Below are 11,973 nucleotides of genomic sequence, written 5' to 3'. Positions count from 1 at the left end.
GCCACCGTCACCCCGCGACGAAGACCTCGCCGTTGCGCGGCATCGTCGGCAGCGCCGAGTCCGCGGGCGGCTTGGCGTACGACGCGAACCGCTCGTCGATCTCGCCGGTGGGCTCGACGTCCGACCAGGCGAGGGGGATGCCGGCGGCGGCGTCGACGTGCACGTGGTCCATCAGCTGCACGTGGAGGTGGGGGAGCGAGGTGTTGCCGGTGTTGCCGACCCGGCCGAGCGGCTCGCCGTCGGCGACCCGCTGGCCCGTGCGCACGGCGGCCGAACCGCGGCGCAGGTGGGCGTAGACCGCCGCCGTGCCGTCGTCGTGGGCCACCACGACGTGGTTGCCGAGCACCTTGCGGGTGCCGCCCAGCTCCCGCAGCAGCCCCTCGAGGGCGACCATGAGGATGAGGGCCTGCCAGGTGTCCCGCGCCCGGTGGTCCCGCTGCCGGTCGAGCACCCGCACCACCTCCCCGGCGGCCATCGCCAGCACCGGCTCGTCGTACCCGGGGTAGCGCGCGGGCGCGGTGCCCCGCAGTCCCCAGCGCACGAGGGGTGGGCCGCCCGCCGCCGCCCGGCCGCAGACGTCGACGGCGCTGTACTGCCCGCGGGTGCGCGTGCCGTGGCTCGGCAGCTTCTGCCCGGGACTGTTGACCGCGACCCACTCGCCCCGCACCGGGGGCGCCAGGGTCACCGGATCGTCGACGTGGGACCGCGGGGCCACCCCCACGAGGACCCACAGCACGACGAGCGCGACGGCGAGGGCGGGCGGGCCCCAGTCGGCGCGGGTGAGGATGCCCTCGACGGGCGCGTCGAGCAGGACCACCGCCACCTCGACGACGAGCAGCAGGAGCAGCGCCACCATCGCCCTCGACCAGACGGGGCGCAGGCGGGCGACGACGCGTGCCACGGGCCTTACGACGCCTGGTCGTTGTTCTTCTGGGCGCCCCAGCCGTGCACCCGGTCCACCTCGATGAGGGCGCTCACCCGGAGCCGGTCGCGCCGCGCGTACTGCTCGCCCGTGTAGTGGCGGGACAGCGCGTCGATGTCGACGAGGTCGGGGTCGTCGTGGATGTCGACGACGCGGCCGATGACGGTGAGGTGGGTGTAGAAGTCGGCCTGGTCGATGGCGGTGAGGCTGACCCGGGGGTCGCGCCGCAGGTGCTGGAGACGCACGCGCCCCTCGTCCATGTTGACGAGGATGCGGTCGTCGTCCTGCAGCAGGTACCACGTCGCCGCGGAGACGGGCTGCCCGTCGCGGCGGGTGGTGGCGATGACGGCCGGGTTGGGCTTCGCCAGCATCTCGCGGGCCGAGGGGGAGAACGGGGAGTCGCTCACGTGCATCATCTCCATCGCGTCGGGGTGTCTGCGGTGCGTGCTCGCAGGGGTCGCCTCCACCGTGCCACAGGCGCACCAACGGCAGGTGACGCCGCAGCGACCGGCGTCGCCGGCCTGCGCGGGGGTAGCGGACGGGCTGGCCTGTAGGCCGGGTTCTGTCCTCGGGCCCGTCGCCGGGCACCGATGTGCGGCCATCCATCTAGGGCCGCCGTTGCCGACGACCTCGTGCAGTCCACCCGCGTGCTCGGGCGGGCAGCCCTCGAACGCACGCGCACCTCCCCGTGGGGAGGCTTCTCGACCTTGCTCCAGGTGGGGTTTACCGAGCCGCTCCGGTCGCCCGGAGCGCTGGTGGTCTCTTGCACCACCGTTTCACCCTTGCTCGCACCGACCGAGGTCGGCGCGGGCGGTCTGTTCTCTGTGGCACTGTCCCGCGGGTCACCCCGGGTGGGCGTTACCCACCACCTCGCCCTGTGGAGCCCGGACCTTCCTCGACGCCCTCCGTGGAGCGCGCCGCGGCCGCCCGGCCAGCCCATCCGCTCGCGCAAGGATAGGGGAATCCGACCGGGGCGCCGAACGTTGTCCGGGCGCCCCACGAGAGGAGCACCATGAACGACGAGATCCAGCACGAGATCCAGGCCCCGGCCATCGTCTTCCCCGGCCAGGCGGCCGACCCGGCGGGTGCCCACCGCACGGCGTACGACCTCCTCGCCCGCCGCGCGCCGAAGGAGGCGCTCGACGTGCTCGAGCCTGCGCTCGAGGTCGACCCGGGCAACTACGGGCTGCGGAGCCTGCGCGCGTGGGCGTACCTGCTGCGCGCCCAGCTGCAGCGCGCCGACACCGAGCTGCGCGGCCTCGCCGACGAGAACCCCAGCGACGACTGGGTGCGCCACGCGCTGGCGCGCAGCCTCGAGCGCCAGTCCCGGTACGCCGACGCCCTCCCGCACGCGCGCCTCGCGGCCGCGATGACGGGCGACCCCGAGCACGAGACGACCGTGCTGCGCATCGAGCGTCGCCTCGCGGAGCGGACGGGCACGCTCGACCAGCTGCGCTGAGGTGCGCCGTACCCCGCGTCCGCGGTGGGGCCGGGCGCGGGTCGGCCCTCAGGCCAGCCGGGTGACCTCGACCTCGACGAACATCCGCGAGGTGCGGGCGCCGGCGAAGATGCCCGACAGGGGGCGCACGTCGCCGTAGTCGCGCCCGGCCGCGATGACGACGTGGCGGTCGCCGATGGGCTGGTCGTTGGTGAGGTCGAAGGCGTGCCAGCCGTCGTCCCACCACTCGACCCAGGCGTGGGACTCGCCCTGCACGGTCGCACCGATCTCGGGGTCGGCGCGCGGGTGCAGGTAGCCCGACACGTAGCGCGCGGGGATGCCGAGGGTGCGCAGGCCGCCGATGGCGAGGTGCGTCATGTCCTGGCAGACGCCGGCGCGCTGCTCCCACGCGACGGCCGCGCGGCTGCCGACCTCGGTGGAGCCCGGCAGGTAGTCGACCTCCGCGTGCACCAGGGCGCACACGCCGATCGCGGCCTCGCCCGGGGTGGCGGCGTCCGTGCCGATCGCCCGCACCTCGGCGGCGAAGTCGTCGGTCGGGGCGACGGCCTCGGAGAGCACGAGGTACTCCGTGTGCACGTCGGCCACCTCGGGCGTCGCGAGGTCGGCCCAGGCCAGCGCCGGCGGGGGCAGCGGCGAGCGGTTGGTGTGCACGGTCGCGTGCGCCTGCACCGTCAGCGCGTCGTGCGGGTCGAGCACCTCGAACGCCGTCACCTGCGAGCCGAAGTAGTCCCGGTAGGTGTGCGTCCACGGTGTCGGGGTGATGTCGAGCCGGGTGTGCACGACGATCTGCTCGGGGGAGGTCTGCGGGGTCAGCCGCGCCTCGTTGTACGACGTGATGGCCTTCCCGTCGTACTCGTAGCCGGTCGTGTGGGTGATGCGCAGCTGCATGCTCACAGGACACCTCCGTGCCACTCGGTCGCCTCGGAGCCGGCGAAGTACCGGCGGGTCACGGACTCCGTCGCGGCGGCGCACGTGTACTGCAGCCGCTCCATCTCCGCCGGCAGGTTCGCGACGACGTCGGACAGCGAGCGGTACTCCAGGTCGGCGCGGGTGCGGCCCAGCAGCCGCTGCGCGTCGTTCTGGAAGCCGGCGCGCTGGCCGCCGGCCTCGAGGTTCTCCAGGCACTGCTCGGCCCGGCTGATCGAGTGCACGATCGAGCGGGGGAACAGCCGGTCCAGCAGCAGGAACTCCGCCGCGCCCCGGTCGGTCTCCAGGCCGCGGTAGGTGCGCAGGAACGCCTCGTACGCACCGCAGGCACGCAACGTGGAGGTCCACGCCGACGCCCCGCTCGACCCGGTCAGGGCCGCCGTCGCGACGAGCCGCGCCGTCATGTCGGCCCGCTCGATGCTGCGGCCGAGCACGAGGAACTGGTAGCCCTCGTCGCGCGTCATCGTCGCCTCGGCCGTGCCGTTGACCAGGGCCGCGCGGTCGCGCACCCAGCCGAACACCGCCGGGGGCCGCAGCGTGCGGAAGCGCCCCGACGGGAGCGCCCGCCACGTGGTGTTGACCGCCTCCCACATCGGCTCCGACAACGTCTCGCGCGCCCGGCGCGCCGACTCCCGGGCGGCGGCGAGGGCGGCCGCGATCGAGGCGGGGGCCTGCGCGTCGTACGCCAGCAGCTCGAGGATGGTCTGGCGGTTCACCGGCGCGTCCTCGTCGTGGGGCACGCCCATGATCGACAGCAGGGTCCGGCAGGTGGCGGCCTCGTCGACCGTCGGGTCCTCCAGCATGAGCTGGGTCTGCACGTCGAGGATGCGGGCCGTGTCCTCCGCGCGCTCGACGTAGCGCCCGATCCAGAACATCGACTCCGCGATGCGGCTCAGCACGCGCCGTCCTCCTCGACCTCGGTCCCGGGCGCGGGGACCCGCCCCGCCCGCTCTCCCGCCTGCTGTTGCTGTTGCTGTTGCTGCTGCTCCTGCTCGACGCCGGTCACCGCGCCCAGCGCGGGGCCGGAGACCGGGGGAGAGGTGCTCGTGGCCGTCGGCCGGGTCGCCAGCGGGCGGTGCTGGCCCGCACCCGGGCCGGCGAGCACCCACGTGTCCTTCGACCCGCCGCCGCGCGAGGAGTTGACGATGAGCTCGCCCTCGGCGAGGGCCACGCGGGTCAGGCCGCCCGGCAGCACCCACACCCGCTGGCCGTCGTTGACCGCGAACGGGCGCAGGTCGACGTGCCGCGGGGCCATCCGGCCGCCCACGAACGTGGGCACCGTCGAGAGCTGCACGACCGGCTGCGCGATCCACGCCCGCGGGTCCGCCAGCACCTTGGCGCGCAGCTCGTCGAGCTCGGCGCGCGTCGCGCGGGGGCCGATGACGATGCCCTTGCCGCCCGAGCCGTCGACCGGCTTGAGCACGAGCTCGTCGAGGCGGTCCATGACCTCCTCGCGGTGCTCCGGCTCGCCCATCCGCCAGGTGTCGACGTTGCGCAGCACCGGCTCCTCGCCCACGTAGTAGCGGATGAGGTCCGGCATGTAGGTGTAGACGAGCTTGTCGTCGGCGACGCCGTTGCCGACCGCGTTCGCGATCGTCACGTTGCCGGCGCGGGCGGCGTTGATGAGCCCGGGGCAGCCGAGCAGCGAGTCGCCGCGGAACTGCACGGGGTCGAGGAACTCGTCGTCGACACGGCGGTAGATGACGTGCACCTGCTCCAGGCCGTGGGTGGTGCGCATCATGACGCGGCCGCGCCGGCAGACCAGGTCGCGACCCTCGACGAGCTCGACGCCCATGGTGCGTGCGAGCAGCGCGTGCTCGAAGTAGGCGCCGTTGTGGACGCCCGGCGTCAGCACGACCACGGTCGGGTCGGCGACGCCCGCGGGGGCCGCGGCGCGCAGCGCGGAGAGCAGCCGCTGCGGGTAGGAGGCGACCGGGCGGATGCGGTGCTGGGCGAACGTCTCCGGCAGCGCCGAGGAGATCGCCCGCCGGTTCGTCATGACGTAGGAGACGCCCGAGGGAACCCGCACGTTGTCCTCGAGCACGCGGAACTCGCCCACGTTGTCGCGGATGAGGTCGATGCCCGACACCTGGATCCGCACGCCGTTCGGCGGCGTGATCCCGGCGGCCGCCCGGTGGTAGTGCGACGACGTCGTCACCACCGTGCGGGGGATGACGCCGTCCTCGAAGACGCGGCCCGCGTCGTACACGTCGTCGAGGAACATCTCGAGCACCTTGACGCGCTGCTGCACGCCCCGCTCGATGCGGTTCCACGCCTCCATCTCGATGACGCGGGGCAGGATGTCGAGCGGGAACGCCCGCTCCTCGCCGCCGATGTCGAAGGTGACGCCCTGGTCGAGGTAGGCCGTCTGCAGCGCGTCCACGCGCCCGCGCAGGTCGGACTCGCTCATCTCCTCCAGCGAGCGGGACAGCTGCTGGTACGACGTGCGCAGCCCCGTGGGGTCGAACATCTCGTCGTACGCCGGCCCGTGCGCTCCCGGGTAGCCCTCGAACATGGCGGTCATGCTCGGAGGTTACCGACGGCCCGTAACGCCGGTGTTGCGCCGGGCGGGCGTCAGGGGAGCGTCAGCACCTCGGCGCCGGTCGGCGTCACGAGCAGCGTGTGCTCGAACTGCGCCGTGCGGCGGCGGTCCTTGGTGACGGCCGTCCAGTCGTCGTCCCACATGTCGTGCTCCGGCGTGCCGAGGGTGAGCATCGGCTCGATCGTGAACGTCATGCCGACGCGGATCTCGTCGGCGTAGTGGTCGTTGTCGTAGTGCGCGATCACGAGCCCGGAGTGGAAGTGCGTGCTGATGCCGTGACCGGTGAAGTCACGCACCACGCCGTACCCGAACCGCTTCGCGTAGGCCTCGATGACCCGCCCGATGACGTTGGTGCGCCGCCCGGGGCGCACCGCCTTGATGCCGCGCTCCAGCGCCTCGCGCGTGCGCTCGACGAGCAGGCGCGACTCCTCGTCGACGTCGCCGGCCAGGAAGGTCGCGTTCGTGTCGCCGTGCACCCCGTCGAGGTACGCCGTGATGTCGATGTTCACGATGTCCCCGTCCTCGACCACGGTCGAGTCGGGGATGCCGTGGCAGATCACCTCGTTGATCGAGGAGCACAGCGACTTCGGGTAGCCGCGGTAGCCGAGCGTCGAGGGGTAGGCGCCGTGGTCGCAGAGGAACTCGTGGCCGACCCGGTCGAGCTCGTCGGTCGTCACGCCGGGTTGCACGGCACGGCCCACCTCGGCCAGCGCCTGCGCGGCCACCCGACCCGCAACGCGCATCCGCGCGATCGTCTCCTCGTCCTGCACGTCGTCGCCCTCGAAGCGGGCGGGGGCCGGCTTGCCGACGTACTCCGGCCGCGGGATGTGCCGCGGGACGGGACGGGTGGGGGACACGGTGCCGGGGACGAGCGGGGGACGCATGCGCGTCACGCTACCGCCGGCCCCGGGCGCCCCGTAGGTTCGGGGCATGGCCCGCACCTCCTCCGACAACACCCCCGACGACTGGTGGTTCTGCCTCAAGCACCACACGGTCGAGCCCCGCAAGGGGTGCCGCAACTCCGACCGGCTCGGGCCGTTCGACACCCGCGAGGAGGCGGCCGGTGCGCTCGAGCGGGTCGAGGCCCGCAACGAGGCCTGGGACGCGGCTGAGGAGGAGGACGACGACGAGCCCCGCGAGGGCTGAGCCCGTCGTCGCCGTGCCGGTGACCGCCGTCGTGGCGCGGGCTCAGAAGGTGTGCTCGGGGCCGGGGAACGTCCCGCCCCGCACGTCGTCGACGTAGGCCCGCGCGCCGTCGAGCAGCACGGAGCGGACGTCGGCGTACTGCTTGACGAACCGCGGCATCCGCCCGGAGCGGAGCCCGAAGGCGTCCTGCCACACGAGCACCTGGGCGTCGCAGTCGGGCCCGGCGCCGATGCCCACCGTCGGGATCGCCAGCTCGCGGGTGACCTGCGCGGCGACGTCGCCCGGCACCATCTCCATCACCACGGCGAACGCCCCCGCCTCGGCGACGGCACGGGCGTCGGTCAGCACGCGCTCGGCGGCCTCGCCCCGGCCCTGCACGCGGTACCCGCCCAGGGTGTGCTCGGACTGGGGGGTGAAGCCGATGTGCGCGCACACCGGCACGCCGCCCTGCGTCAGCTTCGTGATGGTGGCGGCCATCTCGGCGCCGCCCTCGAGCTTGACGGCGTGGGCGCCGCCCTCCTTCATGAAGCGCACCGCAGTGAGGTAGGCCTGCTCCGGGCTCGCCTGGTAGCTGCCGAAGGGCAGGTCGCCGAGCACGAGCGCACGGCGCGCGGAGCGGGCGACGGCGCGGGTCAGGGGGATCAGCTCGTCCACGGTCACGGGCAGCGAGGTCTCGTTGCCGAACACGTTGTTCGAGGCGCTGTCGCCCACCAGCAGGACCTCGACGCCCGCCTCGTCGAAGACCTGTGCGGTGTACATGTCGTAGGCCGTCAGCATCGTCCACCGCTCGCCGCGCGCCTTCATGTCGCGCAGGTGGTGGGTGCGGATGCGGCGGGGGGCGCCCCCGCTGCCCGGGGGTGTCGCGGCGGTGGCCTGCGACCCCGATCCGTACGGGCTGGGCCCCTCGTTCGTGGCGTCACTCATCGTCGAGTTCCCGATCTGTGCGTTCTCGCGGCTCCCTGGTGGAGTCCCCGGACCGCGCCCAGGGTACGACCGGCGCGCCCGACGGGGGTGTGGCGCCCGTCACCTCGGGTGGGTGGGTGACGGGCGCCGCGACCACGCCCGTTCAGCGGCGCGGGTCGACGAGCACCTTGGCGTGCTCGGTCGCGCCCGAGTCGAGCTCGGCGAACATCGCCTCCAGCTCGCCCAGGCCGATCGTGCCGGTGTGGAGGCCCTCGACCCGGACGGAGCCGTCCGCGATCGCGCGCTGCGCGCCGAGGAAGTCGTCGTGGGTGTAGGCCAGCGAGCCGATCACGGTCAGCTCGCGCACCTGCCAGTCGCCGTAGCTGACGGTCGAGTCGGTCATGGGGAAGCCGAGCAGCGACAGGGTCCCGCCGCGGCGGACCAGCTCGGCGGAGGGCTGCAGGAGGGCGGCGACGCCCGTGCACTCGTAGAGCACGTCGGCGCCCAGCCCGTCGCTCGCGGCCAGCACGGCGTCGCGGGCGGCGTCGCCCGGGGCCAGCACCTCGGTGAAGCCGAGCTCGGTGGCCGCGCGGCGGCGGGCCTCGTTGGGCTCGACGACGACGATCCGGCCGGCACCCGCGTGGCGCGCGTGCTGGGCGGTGAGCAGCCCGATGGGACCGGCGCCCTGCACGACGACGACCGCGCCGAGGCGCTGCCGGGTCCGCCGCACGGCGTGGAAGGTCACCGCGGTCGGCTCCACGAGCGCGGCCTCGACGTCGCTGAGCGCGTCGAGCACGGGCGCGACGCGGCGGGCAGGCACGACGAGGGAGGTGGCGAAGCCGCCGTGCACGGGCGAGCCCGGCGCGACGCCGTTGGCCTCGGCGAAGGCGAGGTCGCAGTGGTCGGCGTGGCCCGCGCGGCACATGGCGCAGGTGCCGCAGGCGGGGCCGACGCTGGCCAGCACGCGCCGGCCGACCTCCAGGCCGGTGACGTCGTCCGCGACGCGGGTGATCGTGCCGGTCCACTCGTGGCCGAACACGGCCGGGGGGACCTTCCCGCCCGAGGTGTGGTTGTGGGTGTCGGTGGCGCAGATGCCGCAGTAGGTGATCGCGACCTCCACCGTGCCCGGGGCCAGCTCGGCCGGCGCCTCCTCCTGCGCGAGGCTCGTGCTGGAGGGTCCGACGACGGCGGCGAAAGTGATAGTCACATCTTCAACTATAGGTCGGGGTGCGGACCCCGGCCCGCGGGCCAGCCGTACTCGCGGTGCACCGTCGCCACCCGCACCCGGTACGCCGCGTACCAGCGGCGCCGGCCCTCGCCCTGGGCCGCCAGGTGCTCGACCACCTGCTTCCAGGCCCGTGCGCTGCCCTCGTCGCGCCAGTAGGAGACCGTCAGCCCCTCGCGACCCGAGCGGGCGGACTCGATGCCGAGGTAGCCGTCCTGCTGCGCGGCGAGCTCGTCCATGCGGGCTGCGGCGGCCGCGTACCCCTCGTCGTCCTCGTCGGTGCGCACGCTCGTGAACACGACGGCCGTGTACGGCGGCTCGGGAGTGGTGGTGGGGAAGGCGGCCACGGGAGCCAGGGTGGCACGATGCGGGGGTGACCTCCCTGCTGACGCGCTACGCCCGCACCGTGGGCCGGGTGCACTCCGCGCCGCTGTGGTTGCTCGTGGTCTTCGTCGTGGCGGTCGCGCTCGTCCCCGTGTCGGCGCCGGTGCAGGTCGGTCTGTTCCTCTTCGTCGTGCTGTTCTTCTGGCTGCCGCTGGCGGTGGTCCTGCGCCGGGAGGTCCGACGCGGCTACGACCAGGAGGACGCGCGGCAGCGGCTGGCGGCCCTGGAGAACGGGCGGCGCGAGGGACGGCACGGTCGGCAGGACGGTTAGGCAGGCGCTGCTGCGGTACCGGGCGGTCGGCCGGCCGGGTCGCCCAGACCGGGACCCGGTGGCCCTGCATCTTCGAAGCGCACGGTTGGTCTCGATCGGCCCGTCGGCCGGGATGGTGGTGTGAGCGTGGAGTGGTCCTCGGTGTACGCGCAGGGGTTCGCCCGGGTGGCGGCGGTGACGCTGCCCGTCGTGGTGGGTGACCCCGCCGCCAACGCGGCGGCGGTGCTGGAGCAGGCGCGGGCCTGCCACGACGACGCGGTGGCCGTCGCGGTCTTCCCCGAGCTGTGCCTCACGGGCTACTCGGCGGAGGACCTGTTCCTCCAGGACGTGCTGCTCGACGCCACGCTCGAGGCGGTCGCGGAGATCGTCGCCGCGTCGGCGGACCTGCTGCCGGTGCTCGTCGTCGGCGCGCCGCTGGCCCACGGCAACCGCGTGCTCAACACCGCGATCGTCATCCACCGCGGCCGGGTGCTCGGCGTGGCGCCGAAGTCCTACCTCCCGACGTACCGGGAGTTCTACGAGCGCCGCTGGTTCGCGCCCGGTGACGACGTCGGGGGCACCACGCTGCTCGCCGGCCAGGAGGTGCCGATCGGCTCCGACCTGCTGTTCTCGGCGAGCGACGTGCGGGGCCTCGTGCTGCACGTCGAGGTCTGCGAGGACATGTGGGTGCCGGTCCCGCCCAGCGCGCACGCCGCGCTGGCCGGCGCCACGGTGCTCGCCAACCTCTCCGGCAGCCCCATCACCGTCGGCCGCGCCGACGACCGGAAGCTGCTGGCGCGTTCTGCGTCGTCGCGCTGCCTCGGCACCTACGTGTACGCCGCGGCGGGCCAGGGCGAGTCGACCACCGACCTGTCGTGGGACGGCCAGACGATGGTCTACGAGCACGGCGAGCTGCTGGGGGAGACCGAGCGGTTCCCCGACGGCCCGCGGCGCACCGTGGTCGACACCGACCTGGACCGGACCCGCCTCGAGCGCCTGCGCACGGGCACGTTCGACGACAACCGCCGCGCCGTGCTCGGCGACGGCGCCTTCCGCCTCGTCGAGTTCGAGCTCGACCCGCCGACCGGCGACGTGGGTCTGCGGCGCCGGGTGGAGCGCTACCCGTTCGTGCCCGACGACGCCGAGCGCCTCGCGCAGGACTGCTACGAGGCCTACAGCATCCAGGTCGCCGGCCTCGAGCGGCGCCTGGAGTCGATCGGCCAGCCCAAGATCGTCATCGGCGTCAGCGGAGGTCTCGACTCGACGCACGCGCTGATCGTCGCGGCGCGCGCGATGGACCGCCTCGGCCGCCCGCGCAGCGACATCCACGCCTTCACGCTGCCCGGCTTCGCCACCGGCGACCAGACGAAGTCCTACGCCACCCGCCTCTCGCGCTCGCTCGGCGTCACGTTCGAGGAGATCGACATCACCGGCGCCGCGCGCCAGATGCTCACCGACCTCGGACACCCCTTCGCGCAGGGCGAGGAGGTCTTCGACATCACGTTCGAGAACGTCCAGGCCGGCCTGCGCACCGACTACCTCTTCCGCCTCGCCAACCACCGCGGCGGCATCGTGCTGGGCACGGGCGACCTCTCCGAGCTCGCCCTCGGGTGGTGCACGTACGGCGTGGGGGACCAGATGTCGCACTACACGGTCAACTCCGGCGTGCCGAAGACCCTGGTGCAGCACCTCATCCGCTGGGTGATGGGCGCGGGCCTGTTCGAGGACGAGACCAACGAGGTGCTCGGCGAGATCCTCGAGCAGGAGATCACCCCCGAGCTCATCCCCACCCGCGAGGACAAGCTGCCCCAGCGCACCGAGGACAGCGTGGGCCCCTACGCGCTGCAGGACTTCACCCTCTTCCACGTGCTGCGCTACGGCATGTCGCCGAGCCGCATCGCGCTGCTCGCCTGGCACGCCTGGCGCGACCGCGAGGCGGGCGAGTGGCCGCCGAACTTCCCGGAGCACCGCCGAGCCGAGTACGACCTCGCCGAGATCCGCCGGTGGCTCGACGTGTTCGTCCGCCGGTTCTTCGCCAGCCAGTTCAAGCGCTCCGCGCTGCCGAACGGCCCGAAGGTCTCGGCGGGCGGCACGATGAGCCCGCGCGGCGACTGGCGGATGCCGTCGGACGCGACCGCCGCGGCCTGGCTGGCCGACCTGGAGCGGGTGCCGACCGAGTCGTGAGCGACAACATCCGGTGAGCCGCGGGCCGGCG

At 73.7% G+C, this 11,973-nt stretch carries 13 protein-coding genes and 1 other RNA gene; 4 read left to right on the top strand and 10 right to left on the bottom strand.

The genetic code is table 11. The features are described from left to right. Positions 1–7: 7 nt before the first annotated feature. From ACOACO_RS14010 to rnpB, 3 genes are all read right to left on the bottom strand, one after another. On the bottom strand, positions 8–901 hold the full coding sequence (locus ACOACO_RS14010) for a M23 family metallopeptidase (RefSeq protein ID WP_420296888.1): 894 nt from the start codon (positions 899–901) through the stop codon (positions 8–10). A 5-nt stretch (positions 902–906) separates the two neighbouring features. Further along, on the bottom strand, positions 907–1,329 hold the full coding sequence (locus ACOACO_RS14005; protein ID WP_420296887.1) for a PPOX class F420-dependent oxidoreductase: 423 nt from the start codon (positions 1,327–1,329) through the stop codon (positions 907–909). Positions 1,330–1,457: 128 nt separating this feature from the next. Continuing rightward, positions 1,458–1,861: RNase P RNA component class A (gene rnpB, locus ACOACO_RS14000), an RNA gene on the bottom strand. A 73-nt stretch (positions 1,862–1,934) separates the two neighbouring features. Here rnpB and ACOACO_RS13995 point away from each other — a divergent pair. Continuing rightward, a complete protein-coding gene (locus ACOACO_RS13995) occupies positions 1,935–2,381 on the top strand; it encodes a tetratricopeptide repeat protein (protein ID WP_420296886.1) in 447 nt (148 codons plus the stop codon). A 48-nt stretch (positions 2,382–2,429) separates the two neighbouring features. Here the strand turns inward: ACOACO_RS13995 and ACOACO_RS13990 are convergent, their stop codons facing one another. Genes ACOACO_RS13990 through map form a run of 4 tightly spaced genes read right to left on the bottom strand, consistent with a single transcriptional unit; the run spans position 2,430 to position 6,734 of the window. Beyond that, entirely contained in the window at positions 2,430–3,269 is an 840-nt protein-coding gene (locus ACOACO_RS13990; protein ID WP_420297240.1) for a transglutaminase family protein, read from the bottom strand. A 2-nt stretch (positions 3,270–3,271) separates the two neighbouring features. Continuing rightward, positions 3,272–4,207 carry an alpha-E domain-containing protein gene (locus tag ACOACO_RS13985; protein ID WP_420296885.1) on the bottom strand — a complete coding sequence of 312 codons (936 nt, stop codon included), beginning with the start codon at positions 4,205–4,207 and terminating at the stop codon, positions 3,272–3,274. Beyond that, complete coding sequence (locus ACOACO_RS13980; protein ID WP_420296884.1) at positions 4,201–5,832, bottom strand: circularly permuted type 2 ATP-grasp protein; 1,632 nt, start codon at positions 5,830–5,832, stop codon at positions 4,201–4,203. Before ACOACO_RS13980 ends, ACOACO_RS13985 begins: the two co-directional genes overlap by 7 nt. A 50-nt stretch (positions 5,833–5,882) precedes the next feature. Then, entirely contained in the window at positions 5,883–6,734 is an 852-nt protein-coding gene (map, locus tag ACOACO_RS13975) for a type I methionyl aminopeptidase (protein ID WP_420296883.1), read from the bottom strand. Positions 6,735–6,780: 46 nt separating this feature from the next. Between map and ACOACO_RS13970 the strand changes: the two genes are divergently transcribed. Beyond that, the gene (locus tag ACOACO_RS13970) at positions 6,781–6,996 is read left to right on the top strand and encodes a hypothetical protein (RefSeq protein ID WP_420296882.1); all 216 of its coding nucleotides are present in this window, start codon (positions 6,781–6,783) and stop codon (positions 6,994–6,996) included. Positions 6,997–7,038: 42 nt separating this feature from the next. Here ACOACO_RS13970 and panB read toward each other — a convergent pair whose 3' ends face one another. The 3 genes from panB to ACOACO_RS13955 form a co-directional block, all read right to left on the bottom strand. Next, a complete protein-coding gene (panB, locus tag ACOACO_RS13965) occupies positions 7,039–7,920 on the bottom strand; it encodes a 3-methyl-2-oxobutanoate hydroxymethyltransferase (RefSeq protein ID WP_420296881.1) in 882 nt (293 codons plus the stop codon). 142 nt (positions 7,921–8,062) lie between these two features. Continuing rightward, positions 8,063–9,106 (bottom strand): zinc-dependent alcohol dehydrogenase, encoded by a 1,044-nt coding sequence (locus ACOACO_RS13960; RefSeq protein ID WP_420296880.1) that lies wholly within the window; start codon positions 9,104–9,106, stop codon positions 8,063–8,065. Between the two features lie 8 nt (positions 9,107–9,114). Beyond that, the gene (locus tag ACOACO_RS13955; protein ID WP_420296879.1) at positions 9,115–9,471 is read right to left on the bottom strand and encodes an antibiotic biosynthesis monooxygenase family protein; all 357 of its coding nucleotides are present in this window, start codon (positions 9,469–9,471) and stop codon (positions 9,115–9,117) included. A gap of 26 nt (positions 9,472–9,497) precedes the next feature. On the opposite strand from ACOACO_RS13955, the gene ACOACO_RS13950 reads away from it, so the two are divergent. Then, positions 9,498–9,779: a hypothetical protein gene (locus ACOACO_RS13950; RefSeq protein ID WP_420296878.1), complete on the top strand. Its 282-nt coding sequence runs from the start codon at positions 9,498–9,500 to the stop codon at positions 9,777–9,779. Between the two features lie 120 nt (positions 9,780–9,899). Continuing rightward, positions 9,900–11,942, top strand: coding sequence for an NAD(+) synthase (locus ACOACO_RS13945; protein ID WP_420296877.1), 2,043 nt, complete (start codon positions 9,900–9,902; stop codon positions 11,940–11,942). The last annotated feature ends 31 nt before the right edge of the window (positions 11,943–11,973 follow it).

The organism is Nocardioides sp. CPCC 205120 (assembly GCF_048654585.1).
Classification (GTDB): Bacteria; Actinomycetota; Actinomycetes; order Propionibacteriales; family Nocardioidaceae; genus Nocardioides.
The sequence above is the reverse complement of the archived record's forward strand: the minus strand, read 5'-3'. Positions and strand labels throughout refer to the sequence as shown.

What these genes read in the sequence shown, in the direction of transcription:
- ACOACO_RS13990 (WP_420297240.1), bottom strand. Translation starts at nt 3,269, where the DNA reads ATGCAGCTGCGCATCACCCACACGACCGGCTACGAGTACGACGGGAAG.
- ACOACO_RS13970 (WP_420296882.1), top strand. Translation starts at nt 6,781, where the DNA reads ATGGCCCGCACCTCCTCCGACAACACCCCCGACGACTGGTGGTTCTGC.
- ACOACO_RS13980 (WP_420296884.1), bottom strand. Translation starts at nt 5,832, where the DNA reads ATGACCGCCATGTTCGAGGGCTACCCGGGAGCGCACGGGCCGGCGTAC.
- panB (WP_420296881.1), bottom strand. Translation starts at nt 7,920, where the DNA reads ATGAGTGACGCCACGAACGAGGGGCCCAGCCCGTACGGATCGGGGTCG.
- ACOACO_RS13995 (WP_420296886.1), top strand. Translation starts at nt 1,935, where the DNA reads ATGAACGACGAGATCCAGCACGAGATCCAGGCCCCGGCCATCGTCTTC.
- map (WP_420296883.1), bottom strand. Translation starts at nt 6,734, where the DNA reads ATGCGTCCCCCGCTCGTCCCCGGCACCGTGTCCCCCACCCGTCCCGTC.